Genomic DNA, 24,108 nt, shown 5'->3' on the forward strand with positions numbered 1-24,108 from the left:
CGTCCTGGGGTTCTGAAAAAGCAAGAGCGGGCAGCCTCCCAGGGTTGCCCGCACGCCTTGCAGGCTTTCAGCCCAGTCCGGCCTGCACCTCCTCCGCCAGCCGTTCCAGGGCCGGTCGCAGCCTCTCCAGGTCCCCGTCCCGGAAGCGGCGGTACACCTCACGGTGCGATTCCCGTTGCGTGCTGTTCCGGGACGACAGCGCCGGCGAATTCTTTGCATCCCGCAGCGTGAGCTGCGACCAGACCCAGGCAGCCGCGTTGCGTCGCCTGACGGGCGTGCCGGCCAGCCCGGTGACGCCCAACCCGGCCCACTGCTGCGGGGTCAATTCCCGGAAGTCGGCCAGCAGGCGGCGCCGGGCGCTGTAGTCCACCCGGTCCGGCCGGACTGAGAGCTCCGCCGCCACGGCGCGCACCTGCTCGTCAAAGGCGGCGGTGTGCCCCCGGCTGCGCACCACGCCCATCGCCTTGTTGTACAGGCCACCCGCGTGCGAGGGGGGCAGGCCCAGCGCCCGCGCCGCCCCCACCCGGTCCAGCGAGGACACGAGCTGCACCAGCACCATCGAGACGAAGCGGCGCCCCGAGGTCTCCGTCAGGTCGCTCTCTGTCAGGAAGAGAGCAAAGCGCTCCCGGTAGACCTTCGGCCACAGCTCGGGGGGCACATGGTCCGGGGTGAAGGCATAGGCCGGCCGGGCGTGGGCGTCGCGGCCCAGCCGGCGCCGCAGGTGGGATCGGTCCGCGAGGGAGGCGTCGTAGGCTCCGGCGAGCATCCCCCCGAAGTGGAAGTAGGTGGCGAGCTGCCGGACCTGGCTGCCCTTCACCTCCCGGGCGCGGGCCGCCAGGGGTGCCAGGCGCCCGGCCATATCCGCCGCGTTCCCGGATCGGCATGCTCCTCGAAGGCCGCCTGCACCTCGGCCTGCAGCGCTCCCAGGTCCGTGGGCTGTGCCACATGGAGCGCCAGACTGACCAGTGAGCGCAGGTGACCGAAGATCTCCAGCGGCGGGGTGGGCTGGCCAGCCACCGGCAGCCCTTCGCCGGCGAGCAGCCGGTTCACCGTGCGCTGCGCGTCCAGCAGACGACGCTGGGTCACCGCGGTGGTGGGAACCTGGGTGAGGTCCCAGCCGCAGGAGGCCGAGACGCCCGGGCTGCTGCGGCCCTGCGGGGCAGGATTCATGCAGATGCCGGGCCGGGCCGCGTGGGTGCGGAAGCGTGGCATGGCCCCCAGTTCTGTACGCTGATCGCCCGGGCGCTTCCCGCAGCCCGGGCAGACCCCAGCAGGAAGCGCTGGTGGGTCAAGCACAGAAAGGTCCAGGGCAGCTTCCAGGCGAGCAGCCAGGCCCGGGTGAGGGGGTCCCCATCCGGCCACGGGGTGGCCGCGGGCTGGGCCAGGCAACAGGGACCGACGTGGGTGCCGGTCAGGTAGACCCAGTTCGCATGCCCGGTTCGGCGCGCAAAGTCGGAGCTGGCGGGGTCCAGGTCGGGCAGCTCCAGACAGACGCCCACGTAGTGGGTGAGCAGCAGGGCAGCCACGGTCTGTTCGTTCAGGCGGGTCACCCGGGCGAAGGTGCTCCGGTGCTCCGGGGTCAGCATCAGCCCGTAGCCGGGCAGGAAGGCCCGGTGGTCCTCCTGCGGCAGCAGGCCGATGCGGGCCAGCATCGTGGTGGGTGACATCTCCAGGATGCGCGGCTGAAAGGCGCACAGGCGCCCCACATAGCTTGCAAAGCTCTCGCCAGGAACCGGGAGACAGCGCATGGGCAGCGGTCGGCCAGCCCCGGTTGGCGCTGGGCGCAGGCGCCAGCCGGTCATGCGGCCTTCCTGGTGCTGCTCTTCTCGGCGTTGTAGTCCGCCGTGGTGAGGTCGATCAGCTTACGGCTGACCTGCTCATGCTCGGTCGCCACGGCTTTCAGGGCCACCCGGCGGATCAGCGACATGAACGAGCCGATGCCGCCCTGGGTGCGGTTCCACAGGTAGTCTTTCAGGCGCAGCAGGCGGCCGGGCTGGTGGTGAAGCAGCACCAGCTGACCATCGGCCCAGCTCACCAGATCGATCCACTCCGGGCTGCCCTTGGCAAAGCGGCCCACCGGCAGCACCGTGGTGCGGCCCCCAGTCTGGCCAACCTCGATTCTGTCCTTGTGGCGCAGGGCCTCGAACAGGTCGGTCTTCTCCAGGTCGATGCCGACCATCAGCAGCATGACGGGGGCCCGGCTGCTGAGGGCCTTGAGGTAGCTGTGCACGCCCTCGGTATTGCGCCGTCCGGGCCGCAGCAGATGCACGTCGTCGAGAATGACCAGTCGCACGCCATGCCGGCGCAGGGCCTCGGCCACGGCCAGTTCGAGGTCGCCCTTCCGGTACTGCTTGCTGACCGAGATGGGTGTGCCCAGGAACAGCAGGATCTGCCGGTTGAGCGTCTCGGTCGTCGTCTCCGAGGTGATGGACAGGTAGACCACCGGCTGGAACTCGTCGAGGTCCTGAAGATCGATGCCGCGTTCTTCCAGCAGGACGCGCACGTCTCGACCGAAGTCGCGCCCCAGGAGCTGGGCGATGGTGGTCTTGCCCAGGGTGGGCGGACCGCTCAGGGCCACGTGATCCTTCACCGGGTCATGGCTGTAGAAATTCTTCTCGGCCATGATCGCGAATTCCTGACGCGCCAGGACAACCGTGCTGGTGGTGTTCAGGCCCCAGTCCGCGTGCCAGGCGGCTCGGCGACGGTTGTAGCGTCGGCGCTCCAGGTCCCCCAGGGCCGCATACTCCGCGGGGGTCAGGCGGGGCGGGCGTTCGGGGGACTGGTGCGCGCAGTAGGCCGCCCAGTCCTCGCGCGTCAGGATGCTGTTGTCGTCAAAGAGCCGTCGGCTCAGGTCCATGCCGGTCATGGGTCGTCCTCCTCGTCGTCCTCCGCACTCAGGAGATCCTTCAGGTCGTCGTAGAGGCCCCCGTGGTCGCCCGGGTCAAGCGTCTGCAGCCCCCGGGTATGCGGAATGACCACCTTCCGGGTGAGGGGCTCGGTGGGCTCCAGCGGGACGGGCCGCTCCAGGGGGGGCGGGGCCTCCGCGCCGAGCGCCGCCTCGCGGTCCCGCTGCGCCGCCTGCTGGCGGGACTGCGCGTTGCGCTCGGCGCGGCCCAGCTGGCCTCCCTCCGGCTTGCGGTTGAGCTTCAGAAGCTCGTCCATCAGCTGCCCGCGCAGCTGCTGCCTCTCCCCGGCCACCCGGGTGTCGTAGAGGTTGCGGCGCTCGTCGCGCCGGTCGTCCATCGCCCGGTGGTTGTTGAAGCCGTGTTCCCGGAAGGCGGCGCTGGCGGACTCGTACAGCAGATCCTGGAAGGGTCGTGAGGGATGGTCGATATCCACCCAGGGAAGCGCGTGGTAGACGGCCTGCTCTCCCTCAGGGGGGTAGGGGTCCTGGAAGAAGATGTACGAGGGATCGCGCGGGTCCACCAGGAAGGGCCACTGTCCCTCCAACTCGGGGTAGGGGGACTTCGACCCGCGGTAGGGGTTGAGCTCCGGCCCGTCGTAACGGCGGTAGCGGATGGTGACGCCATTCTCCCCGATGCGCCGCTTCTCACGGCGCAGGGACAGGTAGTACGCATTGCGCGACCGGGGCACGGTGAAAAAGCCCTGCATCTGCAGGCCGAGGTCGAGCATGCGGTTGGGGCTGATCTTCACCTTCGGCCGCAGGGGGTCAAAGCAGGCGTCGTGCGCGCGCTCGTTGTATTCGGAGGTGATCATCTCGCCGATCAGGGTCATCAGCTCGGTGCGGGTGTGGTAGGGCTGGGCCTCGCGGCCACGGTGCTCGACGCTCGGGCCCGTGTAGCCCACGATGGCCTCGGCGAAGCGCTCGCGCAGGGTGCCGAACAGCGCCTCGACGTGGGCCTTGTCGCTGCCCTTGAAGGGGCGGGCGAAGCGGAAGTCGAAGTGGAACTCGTCGGCTAGGGCTTCCAGGGGGCTGCCGATAAAGATCTTGCCGCCGTCGACGATCAGCAGCTCGGGCAGCAGGGGGGGCGAGGCCGCGAGCTGCACGTCTGCGTCCAGCCCGAACGCCTCGATGACAATCTGCTCGGGAACGCCGGTGTAGGGCCACCTTGAGGCGCCCGGCCAGTCGGGGTGCCACAGCTTGGGAAAGAGGATGCCGATGACCAGGCGGGTGGCGTCCAGTCCCGAGGGTTCGGCCTCGACGAGGTCCCAGCTCACGATGGCGCGGCTCCACAGGTCAATGGCGATCAGCAGCTTCAGCCGCAGTGGGCTGCCGTCGATCTCGCTGATCGCCATCAGGTCGATGCGGGTGTAGTCGAGCAGCACAACCTGCCCGGGACGGTCCCCGCGGGCGCGCCCGAAGGGCCGCTTTTTCAGGTTGGAGAGGATGCTCTCGCGCTGCCGGGCGGTCTTGAACAGCGTGGGAGCCGTGGCGCGGACCAGCTCGGCGAACTTGGTGCGGGCCGGCATGCGCACCCTGCCGGGCCCCTCCCCCTCAGCCCCGGCAAGCTGGCCCTGCACCCGGAGCTTGTTGATGGTGAGGCGTCGCAGCTCGCCCAGGGTGACGTCGGACTGGCCCTCCAGGTCCTCCTGCACCTTGTCGATCGCGCGCATGATGAGGTGGTCACCCGCCGAGTGCGGGCTGGCGATGCGCAGGTGGCGGCGGTCGACCAGGCCGAAGATGCCGCGGCCGTTCTGCTGATAGGCAGCGATCCAGCGTTGAATCTGGCGCTCGCTGACCTTTGAGGCCGGGTCCTCGGCGCGGAGTTCAGCGACCTTACGGCGAACACGCTCGTTCTGGGAATACAGGGCCGGGTCATAGTCCGGGTGGACGGGCCCGCCGCGCTCGCAGGTGCCGTACAGGACCTCCTGGACGTGGCGGGCGAGCTTCTGGGCCTTTTCCTGCACGTCCCGCGGCAGGGCGTCGAACATGGTCTGGTAGCGGTCGAGCGGCGGCTCTTCCAGCCCCAGGACGGCGTAGTCATGGGCCTGCAGCACCGAGGCCCAGATCGCCGTGATCTCCACGCCCTCGTTGTCGCGCAGGCGGAGGTGGTGGGCGGGCTGGGCGACGACCAGCCACTCCCGGCCGGCGTAGCGCAGCCGGGTGCCGATCTCCACGCGGGCAGAGCGGGTCATGAGGGCGCTGGGCGCCGGGGCGCGAGGGGGCCGGGCAGGACCCGGGTGTGGTTGCGCAGCGGCCGGTCAAGGTCGAACCTGAGGTCGCCGTGCCACATCAGGTGAAAAAGGGTGGGGCGAACGAAATACCGCGGGGTGAAGCAGGCGGCCTCGAGTTCGGCGATGGTCAGGCTGTCTCCCAGAGCGAGGTGGAGCACCTCGGCGCTGGCCTCCTCGAAGCCCAGCGGTTGACGGCGGAAGCCGCTCAGGAAGCGCACATTGTGGGCCTGGGTAACGCTGGGTTCGCCCCAGACCTCGTAGTCCAGGCCGGCCGCCCGGGCGATCTCGCGGGTGGTCTCGAAGAACAGCTGGCTGCGGGGGTCACCCTGCAGGACGCGGGGACGAACGTCGACGATCAGCCGGGGCCGACCCCGGCGTCGCAGGAAGAGGTCGGGGAGGTGCAGGTGTTCTTTCCCGCCGTGGAAGAAGGTCAGGCCGAAGGGCTGGGTGACCGCGCCCAGGGTGTCCGGGTCCAGGTCGGCGTACTGCAGGCGCAGGTGTTCGAGGACGCTGGCGTAGGGCAGGCGCCGACCGGTGCGGGTGAACCAGTAGGTTCCGCCGATGGACGTCTGACCGCGGTAGTTGGTGGGGCGGGCGGCGTCGCGGACGGTGCGCTTCTTCTGACCGGGGGGCCCCTCAAAGTGCAGGCGCAGCGGCAGCAGGTCCCCGGGGTCAAGGATGCTCAGCTCGCTGGCGGGCTGGGTGACGGTCTGCCGGCGCCGCGGGGCGTAAGTTACCTGGCAGTCGTCCATGCGGGCCTCCCGGGGCAGAAGGCGGCCCAGCACCGCGCGGACCCACCGGGAGGGTGGACGCGGTGCTGGGCCGGGGGGGAGATGGCGGGAGCGGGGGGCGGGGGATGACGACGGGTGCCGGCGGCGACGCGATTGGGCACGTGCTGCACGGCAAGGCCGTCGCTGCGCCGGGGCGCAACGCGGTATCCTGACATTGGCTTCTCCTGTCCGGGAGGCCGAGGAAGCACCGGGGTCCGTTCGCCGCGGGAGACCCGGTGCTTCGACTGTGACAGGTGTCACTGCCCCTCCCCGCCCCACTGTACGCCCGGCACTCAGCTGGTAGCAAGTGGCGTGGGAGAGGGAAAAAGCGCGTTCAGAAAGATGAAAATAGGCGGCGTGCAGAAGTTGGATGCCCGGCGGGCGAGCTCTCCGGGCACTGGAGCACGGCGCCGGGCCGGGCCGGACGGCAGGCCGCCGGGACTTCGCCTGTTCCGGACGCCAGAAAGTGAGATCGTGGGTGCCTGCCGAGGTGAAGAGGACCTCAAAAAAAGAGCCGGGCTCCCTGCCCGGCCGAGAAGCGTACGATGGCTTCAAGCCTGGCTGGGATCCCGTCCCCCGTGACACGAGGACGATACAAGGCCCACCTGCTGGCACGCAAAGGAGGCGGCTCCCAGCCCCTCCTGGCAGGCAGGAGCCTCTCTCCCGGAACCCACCGCCCAGGCGGGGAGGTGGGCCATGCCGCTGCGGGCACTCGACCACACGCCGTCCTGAGTCCTGGCAGGCGCTGCCAGGGGCAGCGCGCCGCGCGCTGGGCCGCTTCGTCATGAAGCGGGCAGGAAGGCGGGAGAGATGAACGACATGGAGCTGGAAGTCCGGCTGCCGGAGAGGCGGCTGGGCTACGGGCAGGGAGACGTGCAGGCGCTGCTCCGGCAGCAGGCGGGGGTGTGGCGACTGCTGGGGAGCGGGGAGGTGGTGCCGGCTCCCGCGGAGGAGACTCTTGAGGAGCGGGCCGACCTGATTGGGCAGGTGTGGGAGGGCATGCTGGCGCAGGCGGGCCGGGCCTTTGGCCTGACGCCAGCCGAGGTGGCTGCCCACATCGCCCAGGTGCGGCGGGTGGCGCAGGCCGGTGGAGCTGACGAGGGGAAGGAGCTGGAGAAGCGGCAGCTGAAGGCCTGGGCGGGGGAAGTGGCCGCGGTGGTGCTGGGCGCCCTGGAAGGGTGCGAGCGATTCGTGGTGGAGTATCCCAACAGCATCACCAAGCTCTGGCTGCTGGCCTGCGATGAGGCGGGGGCGAGGGTCATCAACCCGCGGGAACTCGACCTGCGCGCCCAGTACTTCGCGCCGGTGTGCGAGGGAGGCTGGATGGAGCCTCCCAGCTGGATGCGGACCAACGGCTCGATCAACCGGCCCTTTGACAGCCTGTGGGAGAACAACGAGGAGAAGATGGAGCGTCCAGTTCTCTCCGGCCAGGGGAGGAAGGCGGTGCATGCGTACGGCCTGAAGCAGGAGGGCCGGGCGGTCTTCCGCGACGACCTGCTGCACGATGGCCTGTCCGCGGCGGCTTACGAGCGGATGGTAGCCTCGCTGCACGCGGTGCGGCTGCCCCCGGCCTACCCGGCGGCGTTCCGGCACGCTTCGGGTGACGTGCCGGTGGGGGTGGGCGCATGAAGCGGCAGGCAGAGGGGCGCGTGGGGCTGGAGCCCATCAAGAGCGGCCGGTGGGGCGGCAGCAGGGTCACGGTCTGGCCCCCGAAGCTGCTGACGGCCCTGGGCATGGACGAGGGCGACGAGTTCCTGCCCGTGCTGACGCCCGATGGCGTGAGGCTGTATGCGAGGCGCCAGCGGCGCCTTGCCGCCGTGGTCGAGGGACTCACCCCGCAGAACCAGCATGAAGGGCCCTGGTGATGGCCACGACCTTCCGGCGGGGCGACCTGGTGGTGGATACTCGCCAGCCCTCGAGAGAGCTGCCGCGCCTGGCCCTGGTCGTCAGCCACGACGCGATCAACCGGGTGAACCTGGGGCTGGGGGTGCTGTGGCTGACACCCTTCCCGCGGGGCAATTCCCTGGAGGTGCCGGTGCCGGAGCTGGCGGGCCAGTGGGTGGTCCTGGTGGACTTCTGGGATCGCCTGCCTGTCCAGCACGCGAGGTGGTGGGGGTCGGTGCCGACCCGGGTGGTGCGGGAGGTGCAGGCCCTCCTGGGGGTCATCATGCTGGAGCCCTGAGATCTTGAGGGAGAGGCGTCACCTTCAGGCGACGCCTCTGTTCTGCCCGGGGCACTGACAACTCGCCGCGGACACTGACAACAAGGTCTTCAGGCCCGCGTGAACGGCAAAAGTTCCCCATTCACTGCCTGCGAATGCCGCGACTTTCTGTCAGTGGTGGGCCTGAAAGGGGGAGCGGCCCGGCCTTGATGAAGAGGGCGGCGCGGGTTCTGAGGCGAGCATCACGCGCTCTGGCGGAGTCGGGGCCTACTGGCGTTCTTCCCCGCTTCATGGGGCTCATCCACTGACAACTATCCGCGGATACTGACAGATAGGGTTGAAGATTGGCCAGCACGGACTTTTGCCACCAGATCCAGCCCGGCGCTGCCGCGTATTCATGGTGTATGCGACGTCTACTCAATGAGAGCGTCTACAAGAGAATGGGCCACCATTTCGCTTCAAGCCGCTTCAGCACATGCTGCAAATACGAAGAAAGGCACCCGCAGGGGTGCCTTTCTGAGGTGCTGACATGAATACGCGGACACTGACAACTATCTACGGGCTGTACAGGGCTTGTGGAGGTCACGTTCATTCTGGCAAAACAGACGCATTGAGGTGGCCTCCAAAAAAATCCGCAAGTCCAAGTGGCAACGGATTTTGAAAGGGTCAGTTGGCAAAAATCAAGAACCTGCCCCAGCAGGAGGGCTAACGGTACCCTTACTGAGGTCGGCCGAGAACGACCCGAGGTGGTGGAAAAGCAATTTTGAACGGCGGCGGGCTCGCTCGTTTCCGAGCCGCCTGACGTGCCGGGTGTCGGGTTGATCGGTACGGCCCTCGGCCCAGGGAAGGTGGGCTAGGTGGACTGTGTCGAGAACGAGCACCCCATTGCCGTGCCCTCAACCGACTGACGACTCCGCCTCGTCAAGACACTTTTGCTGTAGATGCCTACTGTGGACGAGCTGTCCCAAAGGGCATACCCCCGGTCAAGCTGCTGATCCGCTCCGGTTCGACTGTAACTGGGCCTCAGAGGGGTGTGACCTGCGCTGCGATGGGGCCACCGTAGTTGAAGCCCAACGAGAACTCCACACGGCGTCCTCGCTCAAGCAGCCCCCACACCTCGTCGGGGAGTTCGCGGGAGTGCATGTAGATGAGGTCACCTGCACCGTCACGGCGGATGCCGCCATCTTTGAACCGACGAGCCCCGACAACTCCTGTGAAGCGCCTCGGCTGCCCATCTTCCTTGGAATAATCCTTGACCCTGAAGCGCTCGTTGTGCCCGACCGTGCCGTACCGGAGTTGGTTGAAGACCTCGAGCGCCTCCTGCCGCTGCTCGGGGTTGCCGTACTCGAAGGCGTAGCGGGCGAACCAGAACTGCGCCTCGTGGTTGCGGTCGCCGGGTGTGAAGGCCAGCCCGAAGTGGTGAAGGATGCGTTCCGGAGGTGCGGCGTTCTGCTCATGCAGCATCAGACCGTATTGAAAGTGCAGGTTCTTATTGGCTGGTGCCGCATTCAGCGCCTCTCGCAGGGTATTGAGCGCGTCTCCGGGGCTCCCGTTCTTCGCCTGCCACTTCGCGAGGCGTTGAGCGACAGGGACGTTGTGCTGATTCTGCGCCAGCGCATTGACGAGGGCACGCCCCGCTTCGCGGGAGTTCCCTAAAGTCTCTGCCAGGGAAGCCTCCAGTCCCGAAAAGGTCCCGTCGTCGTTGAAGTCGCGCTTGCCTTCCTGAAGCAGCAACTCGGCGCTCTCTACTGCCCTACGAACCTCGTCATGTCGGCTGCGCTGCAGTCCCCAGCGCACTTTGGCGATGTAGACCTTCACCATCGTCATGTGCCCCAACTTCTGGAGGATGACGTCACGTTGCGCCTTCACCTGCCGCGCGAGGGACATCGCCTCATCGCGCAGCGCCTCGGCCTCCTCGTCGTTACCGGCCTGCTCACTCTGGCGCACCTTCAGCTCCGCGAGAGAATGCTTGATACCCACCCTCCGGGGGTCAATCTCCAGTGCCCTCGCAAGGAGCTCCTCAGCGCGGCCTAGGTCTCGTTCCTGGTGCATGGAATACAGCGCCTCCTGCTGCAGCACGTACCCTCGGTCCCGATGGGAGGCGACACTGTCGAACGCCATCTGGTAGAGCGCCTCCACCTGATCGTCCTCAAGTCCCAGCTCTCGAACTGCCCGGTACTGCACCATCTTGCGCAAAGCCTCCGTGTCGCTGAAGAAGCCGGTGTTCAGGCGCGAGAGCAGTTCGAGATACTCGTTGAAGCGGACGTCCGGGTACTCGTAGGCTCGCTCGAAGACGATGCGCGCGATCTCGGGGTGGCGGGTCCGGTAGACGTATTCTCCCTGTTCCCTCGCCGTGAAGATGATGTGGCTGAGCGGGTCGAACAGCTCCTGCTCGAAGTCCTCGAAGGAGATGTCGAAGGCGCGTGCGATCAACCCCGACCGCACGGGAATCCTGAGCCGGTGAAGGGCCGCGACCGCCCGGTAGAGGTGGCGGGCCTTCTCGCCGTGGATGCCGTTGTATTCGTCCAGAATGATGTCCTGGAAACGGCGCCCGAGCGTAGCCTGGTACAGGGCGACCAGCAGTTGGCTGTCGAGCGTCCGCTCGATCGTCTCCACACGCTCGTCCTCGCTGAGTGATTCGAGCTCGCCGAGGGCTCCGTACTTCTCCAGCAGACGCGCGAGCTGTCGAATCTCACCCCGGTGGAGCCGCTTGAGCTCGAAGTAGTCGTTGACGATACTGTCCAAGCGCGCCGCGTCGGAAGTCTGATACTCGTTGAAGCGCGCTGCGGTGATGATGGTGAGGGGCAGCCGTTCTTTACGGGCCAAACGGACGAGCCGCTCGAGTTCACCCGCATGGTCGGGCGCGTCGTCAATGAAGAGAAAGATCCGCTCGTCGCTGAGCGCATGCAACTCCTGCAACTGCGTGAACTCGACCTGTTGGTTTCCTGTGCCGAAGAGGCACAATACCCCGGCGCGGGCGCCGTCGTAGGCGAGGCGACGCAGCACGACGCTCTTTCCCTCTCCGGCCGCCGCCCGGATGACATACAATTCGGCGCCTTTGACACGGTCGTCATCCCCACGGTCGATTAGATCTCGCAGTAGGTCCGAGGTGAGTGCCCGGGGCACGTCGAGGTTCTCACGGATGGCTTTCCAGCCCAGCTCGACACCTCGGTAGAAGTCTCGCGCCTCGTGGTCGTGTTCTGACTGCCATCCGATTCCCTCGTGCACGTATTCCGCAACCTCCAGCAAGTCGCGGACGTTCCCGGGGAGCGCGCCCCGGATCTTCAGCCGCGACTCAATGGGGTGCCGCACGGGAAGCACTGCGGCGAGCGAGCGGCGGTCGGCAGGTAGTTCCCTGTCCAGCGCTTCCATAAAGTCGCCGAAGGTCGCGTCAATGAGTTCGATGCGCTTCTCATTCCACAAGCCGTGCTCTAGCATATTCACGCCTGGGCGCACGGCATAGTACTTGTTGCGGTGGTTCCCGAGCTTGCGGGTGAGCTCGTCGAGAATGCTGACGAAGTTCCAGTCGTTGAAGCTAAATCCAGCGAAGACGAGGGTGTACTCCTTCGCCCAGTCGACAAAGCGGTTGAACAGTTCCTCGCGCCCGTCGCGGTAATGAAGAAAGTGCTCCTGGGTGAGAATCAGGGGTGGATCCTCGTGCCCTATCCGGTCGATACAGCCATGCAGCTTGAGATATGGCGTTGCACCCCCGGGAAGCGGTTGCACAGCGTCTCCGTCGACGCGTCTCACGATCAGGGGCCGCTTCGCCCGCTCGTAGGCCCGCTCGACCAGCAGGTCATAATTGGTGGTCACGATCCCCTGCCAAGTGAATTCTGCGAGCTTGAGGTGGGCCGACGTTGGCTGGAGATTGACGAGCAGTTCCCTGATGTATCCCTGCAACTGCCCCGCGCTGTAATGGTGCAGCACCAATCGGGAGATGTAGTCGAGCGACTGCCCCCCGACTCCGTCATTGGGGAAGAAGTGGGCGGCGACGCGCTCGGCGAGCTGCACCCCCGTGGGCGCGGTCTGGCCGCCGGGGCCGGCCGCTCCGAGGGAGGCACCAGCACCTAAGAAGAGGACGACCCGCCCACGCGACAGGTCATGTAAGAGCGGGTTCGGCAGCGTAACGACGGGCACGCCGTATGTTATCAGTGAACCTCCACAGTGCCCTCAACATCTGCGGCCATCATGTTTCGGCTGGCGCTGCTGTGCCGATTTTTGAATCTACAACAGCAGGCGACGGCGAACAGGCGACGTCGGGTGCCGCCGCTCCAGCATACCAACACTAGAACCCCACTCGACATTCAGTCTCCGGGAGTCGCCTCGGGCCGATATGGGGCGCGACGCACCCGACAGTCTGCAGAGGGGAGAACGGTCAGGGGGTCCACAGGGTTTTCAGCTACAGGGGCACCGGAACACCGAGCCGAGTACGCCGACGTTCGATTGCCGCCTCGGTCTGCAGCTTCGGAATTCGTCCTACATACGCGCACGATGTCACACCCACCCTGCGCCCAGGCCACGATGAAAACCCGGTCTCGGCAGGGTGGCGGGCCTCATGGATTCGCGTGCCGACGGGTGCTCTGACGGGGAACAGGCGGCACATCTGGGCTGGCGCCACCGTCCCACCGGACTTCAGTACGCCGCCTGAAACGAGTAGTACTGCGGACGTAAAAAGCCCGATACCCCTGGGGGTTCCACGTCCTGGTCAGTCGTCCGCCGCCGAAGGCTGGGGCTGCTCGGCGGCGACTTCGCCGAGCGTCGCCAAAGGGGCGTCAAGTTCCGCCCGGGCGAGGTGAGCCATGATCGACCGCCCGATGACCTGCCCCAGGACAGGGGGCACGGCGTTGCCGATCTGCCTCCCCTGCCTCTTGAACTTGACCTCGTCACCGGGCTCCACGAACTCGTAACCTCGAGGGAAGGTCTGGAGGAGCGCGCCCTCGCGCAGGCTCAGCCCCCGGTCCTGCGTGGGGTGGACGAAACGTCCCGTCCCGATGTTGTAGAACTGCGTGGTCATGGTCGGCGAAGGGGCGTCGGGGTCGATCCTCCCGTAGACGGAGCCGTACGAGGCTCCCGTCTCCTTCTTGTGGCACGCGAGTTTCAGGTCCTCGGGCCAGGTCGCCCACGTCCCCTTGATGCGTGACGCCTTCGCCCGGGCCAAGTTCTTCTCTCCCAGCTTGTAGGACTTGTGCAGCGGGTCGAGGGGGTCCGCGTGCCCGTTCTCGAGAGTGGAAAGACCCTCCAGCGCCTCGGCCGCCGTGGGGTACTTCTCCTTGGAGAACTTCTTCTTGGGGAGGACCACTTTACCACCCTTCGAGGCGAAGAGCACCAGACGGCGGCGCGCCTGCGGAATGCCGTAGTCGGGGCCGAAGACCTTGTACTCGCGGACGTCGTAGCCCGCGTCCTTGAGACGCGCCTTGAACTCGGCATAGACGGGGAACTTCCCTTTCGTGGCGAGGCGCACGACGTTCTCCATGCTGACCACGTCCGGCTCCACCGCGAGGATGAGCCGGAGGAACGCGCGCAGGGGCTCCCACTCCTTTTCGAGTTCCGCCTGCTCCTTGCCGATCTTCGTCTTGGCTGCCGCGGAGGAGTACGGCTGGCACGGCGCGCAGCCCACCAGCACCTTGACGGCACCGGGCGGGTAGTGCGACAGGATCTCCTCGGCGGTGAGCTCGGTCACGTCCTTCTCGTGGAACGTCGCCCCGCGATTGTTGCGCTCGAACGCGTACTTGCAGCTCCCCTCAAGGTCGTACCCGGCGACGACCCGGACGCCCTCGTGCCGGAGACCGTAGGTGAGCCCCCCCACGCCGCAGAACAGATCGACGGCGACCACAGGCCGGTCGCCGTTCTCGTTTCGGAACAGTCCTTGGGGAGGAGTGTGCATCATCTCACTGCCTCTGACTATAGAACATTCGAGCACGACGGCGCGAAGGGTTTCCGGCACACGGAAGGCCCGGGCCGGCTGCGTTACCTTCCCGGTATGGCCGACAAGCTGACGAGGGAACAGAGGAGCGCCCTGATGGGCCGCGTACGCCAACGCGACACCGCTCCCGAGCTCGCCCTGCGCTCGGCGCTCCACCGCCGCGGCTTGAGGTTCAGGAAGAACGTCAAGGGCCTGCCCGGTTCGCCCGACATCGTCTTCATCAGGGCGAAGGTCGCCGTGTTCGTGGACGGCGACTTCTGGCACGGGCGCGACTTCGACGGGTGGAAGGACAAGCTCCAGCCCTTCTGGAGGGCGAAGATCGAACGCAACATCCAACGCGACGCGCAGAACGTCGCCAACCTGGAAGCACTCGGGTGGAGGGTCCTGCGTGTCTGGGAGAAGGACATCAAGAAGCGGCTGGACGAGGTCGCCGCACATGTCTTCGACCGCGTACACGAGGTTTGAAGACTGCGCGCGCTGTGCGGACGATGGGCGACCTGCCGGGAAGACCCGGCAGGTCGCTTCGAGGGCGTCGCGCGACCCGACAGCGGGTGGCACGCAGGTCCCGGGTCAGGGCGAGTGGCGGCCGAAGAGGGAATCGAACTCGCTCTTCTGGTCCCTCCGGTACAGCACGCTCAGACCGTGTTTCGCCCGAGTCACGGCCACGTACGTCAACTGCCTGAGGTGCTGGTCGCTCGTGCAGCTCACCGCCTGGGGGTCGACGAGGATCACGACCGGACTTTCGCAGCCTTTGTACTTCCGGGCAGTCGTCAGACCTAGGGCGGAGTTCTCTTCGACGCTCGAAAGGACCCGGATCGTATGACCACCCACGGCGACGTCGAGGGGAGCGGAGTCGGGAGTGAGCACAACGATCTCGGACGGCAGATACCCTGCCGACAGCCACCGTCGCACCTCGCGCTCCACCGCCGCCGGGAGGTCCTGGTATCCGGTGATCTCGATCGGTGCGCCGTCGGCACGCACCGGCCTGATGTGGTCGTCCCCAAGGACGCGCCGCCCGAGATTCGCGATCTGCCGTGTGTTTCGCAGGTTCTCCCTGAGGGTCATCCGATAGGGCACCCGGCCCTTGCAGTACTGTTCTTCGAAGGCCGCGAAGCGCCCGCTCACGTCTCTTTTGAAGATGTCCTGTTGGATGTCGCCCAGGAAATGCCACCGTCCTTCCGCGAACCCGCCCTCCAGCAGGCTGTCGAGGAAAGTGAGGATTGGGAGCGAGAAGGCGTCCGGGTACTCGTCAAGCACGATGAGGTCGTACGTGATCTCCTCTTCCCAGACCACCAGCGTCGCCTTTTCAGGGAGGAGCTCGTCGAAGAAGTTGGGGGCATTTTTTTGCGTAGGCGAGAAGAGACCTTTGGTGAGGTCCATCATGAACTTGTGGACGGTCGACACCTCGAACAGCCCATCGCTCATGCCTTGAGCCTTCTGGGCGAGGAAGGTGTTGTAACAGAGGAACAACCGTCGCTCGCCAGGGAACTCCCGCCCATACCGGTGAAGAAGGTCGATCGCCAGCACGGTCTTCCCGGAGCCCGCGGGGCCGTGGACGACGTGCGGACGATGGTCGTTCTCGAAGATGCTGTCGATCACCCGTGACTGCTGCTCGGTGAGTTCGAGCGCTTCGCGCTCCGCCGCTTCGATCAGACTGCGCGGATCGAACGTCGGCTGGAAGCGGGGTTGGAACTGCTCACGCAGGAACGCCTGTGCCTGTGGGTGCAACGCCCCCGACGTGCGGTGGTCAGGCGCCCCGTACTCCGCGACGCGCTGGATCGCTTCGACGATTCCGCCTCGCATCTCACGTTCGTCTACGATCTGACGGCGGTCCCACGGAATGCCACCGGCATGCCCGAGAGTCGCGAAGGGAAGGAGCACGCCGGTCGCGACGTGCACGTGCTCCCGCATACGTCCGTCACGACGAGCCTGCTGCAAAATGGAAAGGACGTCCCCTCGCGCGCGATCCACCTGCTCGAGCGGATCCTTACGCGACCCGTCTTGATAACGGACGAGGACGCGCTCGCCACGCTCCTCGACGGATTCGTGGCCCTTGATCTCCAGCAGGACCACCGTGTGACGGCCGGGCATGATGACGGCGAGGTCGACTTCGCCACCGTTCGGAGAGGTGTGCGGCTTGATGCGCACGGAGTGCAGGACGATCCAATCCTTGGCGACCGGGTGTTCCCCGACACTCTCCAGTTCGGTGAGCACGCGGCGTTCGCCCCTGTTGCCGACGTCGCCGATTCGCCCGCAGTGAAGCCGTAGTTCCATGTTCGCCGAGTCTCGCACAGCCGCACGCCGTCCTGCACGGGGCGTGCGCCGTGGTCCCGGTGGGCGGTTGAGCACAGGGGTCCACGGGCATCGTGGACCTCTGCTTGACGCATACGGCCCTCTCGGAGAAGCGGCGACGATCAGACGTGCTCCTCCGACACCGGCAGCCCTCGAAACACGGCGGAAGTTCCCGTCCCTCCCCGCTTCTCACTTTCGGCGAGACGGAAGTTGCGCGGATGATTGTACTCACCGTGCAGAGGCAGCGTCTCGGCGGGTTGGAGCCCGAAGAACCAGATGCTCTCCCCTCGCTCCAGCGAACCCGCGAGGGCCTCGGGAACGCCGGCGACGAGCACCGAGCGTCCTGCGGCGTCCCTCAGCGCGAAGCGGCCCGTACCGGGCGTCGGTCCGTCTGGAGCGACAGGTGTCCCCCAAATGTCGAACGGAGCGACGGGATGGAGCGACGACGTCGCTCGCCACCAGACCGGGGCTTCCTTCCGGTAGCCGGGACAGCGATGCCGGATCCGGCAGGCCCGGCAGTGGCGACCGGGTTTCGCGAGCGCCTCCGCACGGACGGACCCGCCTCTCGGCAGGAGATCGACCAGGTGGCCCAGACGTTCTCGAAGTTCCGCGCGGTCGCGGTCGGTCCAAGGCACCTCCACCCGTTCGGCGCCGTGGAGCCAAAGCCTGACACGAACTCCAGGTTCGATCTCCTCCAGCATCAGCGCATACAGACGGAGCTGGTCCACGTGAGCGGACCGGATGTCGCCGTCCTCGTCGGTCACGGCGCCGGACTTCAAGTCCGTGACGTGGACGACGTCGGTGCCGCGTTCGATGAGATCGGGACGTCCCGACAATCTAAGTGACGGCACGCGTACCGACTGCTCCCGACCGTATGGAATCTCGCGCGTCGCGACGAGTGCCGAAGGATGCCGGACGTCGGCCGGGGAGGACGCGCCACGACCCCCCGCGCGGGTACCGGCCGCTTCCGCTTCACCGGCCCACTTCAGCAGCCGGGCGCGTCCCCTCCGCCATACCGTGCGGCCGACGGCGGTGCGGAGCGGGACGAGTCCCGCGCCCGGCCATTCCCGCTGTACGGAGGCTTCCGTCTCCGCCACCACCCGGTCGAACTCCGCCAGTGCCGCGGCGTCCTCGGTCACTCCTGTAGGAAAACCCCAACTGAGACGGGTTACGGTCTCGTGCAGGATCGTTCCGAAAATTGCGGCCGCGTCGGGGGCGAGCAGTTCCGTCCCCTTAAGACCGTGCACCTGCGAGAGGGGGCAGCGGACGAGCGCGGCGAACGTGGAAGGACTGAATGTGGGAGGTGCGGGGACGGCCGTCAAGGCAGGGGGCAGGAGCGGCAGCCGCCCCCGCCCTGGGGTGGTCATTCCAGGCCTCCCCCGAGCATCTGGTTCTTGATCCATTCCCGCACCTGTACCTGGCGCCTCTCTAAGTTGAACGTATCCCAACAGAGCGTGGTACCACCGGAATCTTCGGCGGCCTCCTCGTCCGCCTGAGCGAGAATCGTGCCGGGCACCAGATCACGCCCGCCGTCCCAGTCCCACAGGGGGTGCGCCACGAGCACCCACGGCGACAGTTTCTGTCCTTTCGTCTTGACGCGGAAGGCGGGCACTCGACCCTCCGCGAACGACTTCACCTCGCCGCCGAAACGTTCTGCCATCTCCTGCGACAGACGGAGGGCGAACGGCGTGAAGTCCGTCAGTCCGGGCGCGCCGAAGTCCCCATCGAGGCCGCACGCGAAGGTCGGATCAACCAGGGTCCGCAAGTACGTCAGGCCCAGACGCCAATCCAACAGACCGTGATAGTGCTGATTTCCGTACCGCAGCAGGCACCGGTAACAGGCGGTCGTGCAGTCGGCGTGCTCCGGGTCAAGGAACGGCGTGCGCGGATACTCGTGCCCGTCCGACAGCATGGACTGGATGTAGCTCATGATCCGCGGTGGGGCGCCTGCGGACTCGGGCTCGCTGAGGATGCGGCAGAAGCCGGCCCCGTTGACGAGCTCGTCCGTGATCTGCAGGAGCGGACGCATACCTTCGGGTCCGAAGCGACGTGGTTCGAGCACGGCGAGCTCTTCCGGCGCGATGTCCAGTTCCAATGCCGCGCGCCCCACGACCATGAAAGTCGCCGAGAGGGCGGCCGCTCGGACGCCCTGCCACCTGGACTGGCGCTCGGGATCCGAATCTTCCGTCCGCACCGGGAGACGGCCGAGGGACAGGGCGGGATGGAGTGCTGCCGGCGCGAGGTAGAGGGAGTCGGTGGTTTTCGGTGCGGCGAGCCAGAACGGACCGTGGTCGACCGGCTCCGCTTCGAAATTCTGGGGCTGTGCACCGGGCAGGTCGACGATCTCCTGCGCGGGCAGCCGGACATTCGTGCTGCCCGTCCGGAGGAGCTGATGACCGCGGCGGGTGACGAATCCGTGCGCCCCGTCGGCGTGCGTCCCACCCCGGTTGAGTCGGTAGGTACGCGCCTGGTCGTCGAACGCCAGACTCAGGCGCACGACGCTCGCCTGCTCGTCGGACCGCTTGACTTCGTGATCCTTCAGCTCGATCGGACGGCCCTCGGCCTGGACCGTGCGGTGACGGGCGCCACCCGTCCCCTCGTCGTCCCGTGCCTGTTTTCGGAAGTCGGTCCTGAAGCCGTTGGGAACGACGCACTCGTGCCTGCTGCTCGCTCCCAGCGACGCACCGCACGCCCCACACGTGCTCTCGGAGGACTCGCTCCCAGCCTCGATTCGGGCCCAGGCGCTGCAGACCGGGCATTGGGCCAGATGGAACTTTTCCCCGAAGGCGCTGTCCTGGAACACTTGGGCGTCCGGTGTCCGTCCGGACCTGGTGTATGCGGGCAATTCGAAGGCGGGCGTGAACCCGACTCCCACGTGCTCGAACTTGTCCTTCACCAGCTTGGCTCCAGGCGCGAACTCGTAGATGGCAACGTCGAGGTCGCGATCGATCTTGTCGAGGACTTGGCGACCACCGTGCCGACTGGTTCCCAAGTACAGGTTCCGAACGCGGGTCGGCATACCGTACATCGGAAGGAGGCCGAGTTCCGCGATGGATTGGGCGAGGCCCGGAGCGATGCCGGACGACAACTTGGTCTCCAACTCTTTCATGAGCCGATCCACGTTCGGAGGCGTGACGGTCGTTCTGCTGTCGCTCCCCAGGACGAGCGCGAACTTCTCCGCGTCCGGCCGGGTGGCCGCGAGGGCACCGCGCAGTCTCGTCTTCCAGTCGCCGGCCGGGTTCAGGAACTCCTCCACCGGTAGGAATTCGCCGTGGATGTCGGGGGGGGACATGACGTCCCCGGGATACAGGTGCAGCGGCCTTGCACGGTCTTCCGCACGCAGTCGTGCGAACGCGTCGACGAGCCACTTCTTTCGAAGGAATCGCTGGGCGATCGACGGCATGCTCTTCGTCAGCACAGGGGGAGGCGGGACGTCCCCGGTCATTTTTTCGGGATTACGGAAGTAATGGAGATCGTGGCTCTTCGTCCGGCAGACCGTGAGCGCCATGGAGAACGCCTGACCGCGGCGGCCGGCGCGTCCGACCCGCTGCTGGTAGTTGAACCGTTGCGGCGGCATGTTGGCCTGCATCACGGCCTGTAGAGGACCGATGTCGATGCCGACCTCCATTGTCGTCGTCACGGCGAGCAGGTCGATGGTGGCCTTGCGCTCATGAAGCCGACCCTCTTCGGCCGTTCGTCCGTCGTCGGTGGTCGAAGGAACGAATATCCCCTTGAACTCCCGCTGACGCCGGGCCGGATCCTCCGTCTGTCCCGTCAACTCCTCGCAATGCAGACGAAAGAACGGCTCAACGTCGGCGGATTCGTCGGCCCAGTGTGCGAGGGCCCGGTCCACCCGTCGCCCGAGGAAGCTGGTCGCCCGCAGATTGACGATCCTGCCCTCCGGAGCTTTCGGTAGTTTCGCGAAGCAGCGCGTGCACACGTCCGCACCCCGGTGAAGGTGGACCCTCGCACAGCGGGCGCACCGCCAGAAGTCGTCCGTCGGCTCGGGCAGTCGGAAGTGGATCATGTAGACGTCGACGATCCCGTTCGGGTGGCCCGCGTGTCCGAGATCGGCGAGGGCGAGTTCGATCTGCGCCTCCGCATTCTCCTCGCCCCAGACGGCTTGAGCGTAGGCCAGAATCTTCCCCTTCACGGTGCCTCGTGCGCCGATACCCGCCATCGGCTCGTCATTCTTTTCGTACTTCGACGGCCGGTAGCGGTAGGCGTCGGTCAGGACGCGCAGGAGCGCCGCGAGTTCCTGCCGCCGACGTTCCGTCCGCCGGGGTTCGGGGATATTGTCCAGCCGCACCGTCACGTAGCCGAGGCCGGCTTCCTCGAAGGAGAAGTACGTCTTGCTGAAGATGACGTCGGTCATGGTCGTCAGGAAACGGTGGACCACGGTTCTCCGGGCCGACGACAGAGCCCCGTTCGCACTCGCGTCGGCCTTCCAGAACACCTTCTCGTCCTCGCCTCGCAACTCGAACAGGGCGTCCCACTGGAACTTGCGGACGTCGGCGTTGTCCGTAGCCCCTCCGGGCCTGTCTATACCCGCGTCGTCGTAAGGGTGGACCCCGCGTTTCACCATCGTGGCGATCAGTGGACGGACTTCGATCGCTCCCTTGGAAGCGGAGACTTCAGGTCCGTCTACGATGTCGGCGAACGCGATGGACGGGTCATCGTTCTCCGCGAGTCGTCGCTGCAGCGACGTGAGTCTTTCGCCCAAGCTCCCGAGCTCGCCGTACCGTTTGTGCAGCGCGGCTTCCGCGATCTCCTCCTCCACCCGTGCGATCTCGGCCGTGAGCTCTTCCGCCGACGGGCGGCCGGCCGCCTGTTCTCGCAGGCAGATCGCCAAGATTTCGCGCCTGAGGTCCTGGTGATGGTTGCGCTCGATGTCCAACGCTGCACGTGCCGCGTCTTGCCGGCTGTCGGAGAACGACACCAGTTTCGCGTCGTGTTCCGCCTCGGCGACGCGTTGGGCGTCGAACAGCTCCGTAGCCAACAACTGGGTCGTTTTGCCGAAGCCTGCGCGAAAGTTACGTATGGGCGACAGCCGACCCGTTCCCTTCCGGCGCGGCGCGTAATCGGTACCACACTTCGGACAGGCGTACGGCACGTGGGTCTCGGGGTCATCAGCTTCCCGGCCGTGTCGATCTCTCCCCGTAGGACGTTCGAACAGGAAGCCGGTGATCGTTTCATCGCGTGAGGCACCCTCCGCGGAGGTGCTACGGGTCCGGGCCCGGGCCGCGCTCTCTTGTAAGGTGACGACCCCCGTTTCCCGGTTCAGGCGTGCCGGATTCCAGGTGGCGGTCGCCCTGGACATCGTGCCGCTCTCGGGCTTCGTGTCGCTCGGAGCAGGCCAGAACACGGCGTACTGTTCGTAAGACAGTTCCTCGAACCGTTGCGAAGCCGCCGTGTCGGGGAGCCCGTCGAGGAGCGGCTCGTGAGGCAGGAGCTCCGTGGAGGTGGACCTGGTGGAGCCGCGGGACCGCATCCCACCGAGGAACAGTTCGCCGCAACATTCGCAGTACAACACTTCGAACTGCCGGAGCATACGCGGCTCGCCGCCATCGCCCACGTCGAAACGCTTCCGGCTTTCGCGCTCGATGCTGAGACGTCCGACTTCGGCCTTCCGGTCCGCGTCCGCCTCCTCCGGCGCGAACCCCGCGTTCTTCCAGGCGGGAGCATACAGTCCTTCAATGCTCCGGAAGAACGTGTGCACTCTGAACGACGGGGCGTCCGCGACACGGCCGCCCAAAAAAGCTTCCAGGCCGTCGCCGCAGCCCCGCACGAACAACAGGGCACGGACGGCGTGCAGGGCGGACTCGTAAGGAAGATCCTCCGGCATGGCGTGGGCGGCCCGCAGGTCCCCGAACACCTTCCAGGCGAGCCGCCTGGCGGTGACGGCCCGGGAGCGCCCTTCGTCGTCGTTCCAACAGGCGGCCGCGATACGTGCCGCCGCAGCCCGGACCGTGTCGCCGATCACGTCTTTCGGCGATCGGCCCTGGGTGGGCACGTCCAATTCCGCCGCCACCTCAAGCCACGCCGCTTCCGACCGGACGTCTTCGGAAGGGTCGTCCGCCGAGACGGGTTCGTCTCCGGAGCCGTGGGTACGGTTCGCGATCGCAAGATCGAGAAGTCGGACGAAGGGCCGAGAGTCCAGAAGACGGTCGGCGTCGTGCCGAACCGCATAGGGGACTTCCCTTCCCGGGACGATGGCGTCACGCCACGAAGCACGCACTTCGTCTTCGGGCATAGTGGCGTCGGCCGTCCCGAATCGCCCGAACATGTCCCACAGGTAGTCGATGCTCGCCTCGTCGTCGCCGGGCGTGGTCGGGAGAGAGGCGCTGGAGGCCAGGATGCGCAGCTTGTGCCGCTGTCCTTCCTCCGTCAGGCCCAGCCGCTCCAAGAGGAGCCTCAGCAGATAGGCGACCTCGGTCCCAGCGGACCCTCGCTGGAGGTGCAACTCGTCCAGCACGAGGTAGAAGTAGGCGTCGGGGCGTTTCAGCCATTCGCGTGTCTTCGTGAAGATGCCGTCGTCGACCTCGCGGGACAGCATCGCACTGAGCATGCTGACGTTGGTGATCAGCAGGTCCGGTGGGGTCCGCTGCATGTCCCAACGGGAGATGAGTTCGTTGCCGTCCGTGGAGGGGAACATGAACGGCGAATCGTCCCCGAAGGCGGAGGCCGCTCGTGCCGGGTCGAACCGACCTCCGGGTGCCGCAGTCTTGTTCCAGACGTGGGCCCGAGCCTCGTGTTGGCCGGCTTCCGCTTCGACCATCGTCTCGAACAGCTCCTGCTGCTTACGTTGGCGCCGCTGGATTTCGCCGTCCCTGATCTGTTTCGGGGTGACGTCTCCACCCACCGACGGAACGGTGCCGTCCAAGCGGTCGTCGTCCGATGCCATATCCAGTATTTCGCGGAAGGCCGGGTTGTCCTCGTGGCCGGTCACCGGGCTCTTGCCGGTGTACCGCCCGAAGAAGATCCTGTTTCCCGCGAACTCGCGGTCCATGACGTCCCTCGCTTCTTTCGAATCGAGTGCTTTCCGCAGGCGGACCATCTGGTCTTCCACGAGCGCGTTCATCGGGTAGAGGATCAGGGCCCGCACGGCGGCCTCGCGTGTCTCGCCCACCCGGTGTGGGACGAACGGGGTCCGCCTGGGGGCGGCTTCCGTCGGCCTCCTTTCGATCGGGATCCTCGTGTACGAAGGCGTGAAGCGCCCGTCTTCCTCCTTGCCGTAAGGCCGTCCAGTGAGAGGGTCGTTCCACCAGCGGCGCTCCAAGTAGCCCGCCTCGGGGGCCGGCCAGCTCCCGGCTTCGGCGGCGAGCGCCGCGAACACGGGCAGCAGGAACGATTCCGTCTTGCCGGAGCCGGTGCCCGACGTGACGATTCCGGGCTTCCCAGGCTTCGCACCCTTGGCCAGCATCGCCACTTGGTGGAAGTAGGGTTTGAACTTCGCCTCTCGCGTCAGCGGCGAGGCCTCGGGACCGTCCACGGGCTCCGAGGGGAACAGCCCTGCCAGGGCGAGTTCCACGAAAGCTTTCCGCTGCGTGGTGGATGCGCCGTGCAGCGGGTCCTCGTCGGCGGGAAGCGGCCCGAGGAGGTCACGGAACGTCAGAGCCGACGACTGGTAGCGGGGGAGAGGTTCCACGAGCGGCTCGGTGCACAGGGTCCCAGGCGCCCGCAGCAGCCGCCGACGTTCCGCCGCGACGCTGGAATCGCCGATGCGGAAGGCGGTGTCCAGGTAGCTGATGTAGAGTTCCCGAATTCTGACGAAGCTGCCGATGGGATCTTGCACGAAAGTCTCCTCCGGAACGAGCGTGGTTAGG

At 66.7% G+C, this 24,108-nt stretch carries 15 protein-coding genes; 4 read left to right on the forward strand and 11 right to left on the reverse strand.

All coding sequences use genetic code 11. The features are described 5' to 3' along the window. Positions 1-67: 67 nt before the first annotated feature. The 6 genes from ABEA67_RS09095 to ABEA67_RS09120 are packed head-to-tail and all read right to left on the reverse strand — an operon-like array spanning position 68 to position 5,888. Complete coding sequence (locus tag ABEA67_RS09095) at positions 68-859, reverse strand: hypothetical protein (protein WP_345464138.1); 792 nt, start codon at positions 857-859, stop codon at positions 68-70. Next, the gene (locus ABEA67_RS09100) at positions 814-1,170 is read right to left on the reverse strand and encodes a hypothetical protein (protein WP_345464140.1); all 357 of its coding nucleotides are present in this window, start codon (positions 1,168-1,170) and stop codon (positions 814-816) included. The genes ABEA67_RS09095 and ABEA67_RS09100 overlap by 46 nt, the downstream gene beginning before the upstream one ends. Continuing rightward, entirely contained in the window at positions 1,167-1,802 is a 636-nt protein-coding gene (locus ABEA67_RS09105; RefSeq protein WP_345464143.1) for a TniQ family protein, read from the reverse strand. The genes ABEA67_RS09100 and ABEA67_RS09105 overlap by 4 nt, the downstream gene beginning before the upstream one ends. Then, on the reverse strand, positions 1,799-2,866 hold the full coding sequence (locus ABEA67_RS09110; protein WP_345464146.1) for a TniB family NTP-binding protein: 1,068 nt from the start codon (positions 2,864-2,866) through the stop codon (positions 1,799-1,801). The genes ABEA67_RS09105 and ABEA67_RS09110 overlap by 4 nt, the downstream gene beginning before the upstream one ends. Beyond that, positions 2,863-5,097: a hypothetical protein gene (locus tag ABEA67_RS09115; protein ID WP_345464148.1), complete on the reverse strand. Its 2,235-nt coding sequence runs from the start codon at positions 5,095-5,097 to the stop codon at positions 2,863-2,865. The genes ABEA67_RS09110 and ABEA67_RS09115 overlap by 4 nt, the downstream gene beginning before the upstream one ends. Next, the gene (locus ABEA67_RS09120) at positions 5,094-5,888 is read right to left on the reverse strand and encodes a TnsA-like heteromeric transposase endonuclease subunit (protein ID WP_345464151.1); all 795 of its coding nucleotides are present in this window, start codon (positions 5,886-5,888) and stop codon (positions 5,094-5,096) included. The genes ABEA67_RS09115 and ABEA67_RS09120 overlap by 4 nt, the downstream gene beginning before the upstream one ends. An 828-nt stretch (positions 5,889-6,716) precedes the next feature. Here ABEA67_RS09120 and ABEA67_RS09125 point away from each other — a divergent pair. From ABEA67_RS09125 to ABEA67_RS09135, 3 genes are read left to right on the forward strand one after another with little or no spacing between them, the layout of a single operon-like run. Next, entirely contained in the window at positions 6,717-7,535 is an 819-nt protein-coding gene (locus tag ABEA67_RS09125; RefSeq protein ID WP_345464154.1) for a hypothetical protein, read from the forward strand. Then, entirely contained in the window at positions 7,532-7,771 is a 240-nt protein-coding gene (locus ABEA67_RS09130) for an AbrB/MazE/SpoVT family DNA-binding domain-containing protein (protein WP_345464157.1), read from the forward strand. Before ABEA67_RS09125 ends, ABEA67_RS09130 begins: the two co-directional genes overlap by 4 nt. Then, positions 7,768-8,088, forward strand: coding sequence for a hypothetical protein (locus ABEA67_RS09135; protein WP_345464160.1), 321 nt, complete (start codon positions 7,768-7,770; stop codon positions 8,086-8,088). Before ABEA67_RS09130 ends, ABEA67_RS09135 begins: the two co-directional genes overlap by 4 nt. A gap of 1,002 nt (positions 8,089-9,090) precedes the next feature. Here ABEA67_RS09135 and ABEA67_RS09140 read toward each other — a convergent pair. Next, a complete protein-coding gene (locus ABEA67_RS09140; RefSeq protein ID WP_345464163.1) occupies positions 9,091-12,204 on the reverse strand; it encodes a P-loop NTPase in 3,114 nt (1,037 codons plus the stop codon). Between the two features lie 568 nt (positions 12,205-12,772). Continuing rightward, on the reverse strand, positions 12,773-13,954 hold the full coding sequence (locus ABEA67_RS09145; protein WP_345464167.1) for a DNA cytosine methyltransferase: 1,182 nt from the start codon (positions 13,952-13,954) through the stop codon (positions 12,773-12,775). 93 nt (positions 13,955-14,047) lie between these two features. On the opposite strand from ABEA67_RS09145, the gene ABEA67_RS09150 reads away from it, so the two are divergent. Further along, a complete protein-coding gene (locus tag ABEA67_RS09150) occupies positions 14,048-14,455 on the forward strand; it encodes a very short patch repair endonuclease (RefSeq protein ID WP_345464170.1) in 408 nt (135 codons plus the stop codon). 105 nt (positions 14,456-14,560) lie between these two features. Here the strand turns inward: ABEA67_RS09150 and ABEA67_RS09155 are convergent, their stop codons facing one another. The 3 genes from ABEA67_RS09155 to ABEA67_RS09165 form a co-directional block, all read right to left on the reverse strand. Next, on the reverse strand, positions 14,561-16,264 hold the full coding sequence (locus tag ABEA67_RS09155; protein WP_345464174.1) for a nuclease-related domain-containing DEAD/DEAH box helicase: 1,704 nt from the start codon (positions 16,262-16,264) through the stop codon (positions 14,561-14,563). Between the two features lie 140 nt (positions 16,265-16,404). After that, on the reverse strand, positions 16,405-17,685 hold the full coding sequence (locus tag ABEA67_RS09160; RefSeq protein ID WP_345464177.1) for a RecB family exonuclease: 1,281 nt from the start codon (positions 17,683-17,685) through the stop codon (positions 16,405-16,407). Next, the gene (locus ABEA67_RS09165) at positions 17,646-24,077 is read right to left on the reverse strand and encodes a DEAD/DEAH box helicase (RefSeq protein WP_345464179.1); all 6,432 of its coding nucleotides are present in this window, start codon (positions 24,075-24,077) and stop codon (positions 17,646-17,648) included. The genes ABEA67_RS09160 and ABEA67_RS09165 overlap by 40 nt, the downstream gene beginning before the upstream one ends. Between the last annotated feature and the right edge of the window lie 31 nt (positions 24,078-24,108).

The sequence above is a fragment of the Deinococcus carri genome (assembly GCF_039545055.1).
Classification (GTDB): domain Bacteria; phylum Deinococcota; class Deinococci; order Deinococcales; family Deinococcaceae; genus Deinococcus; species Deinococcus carri.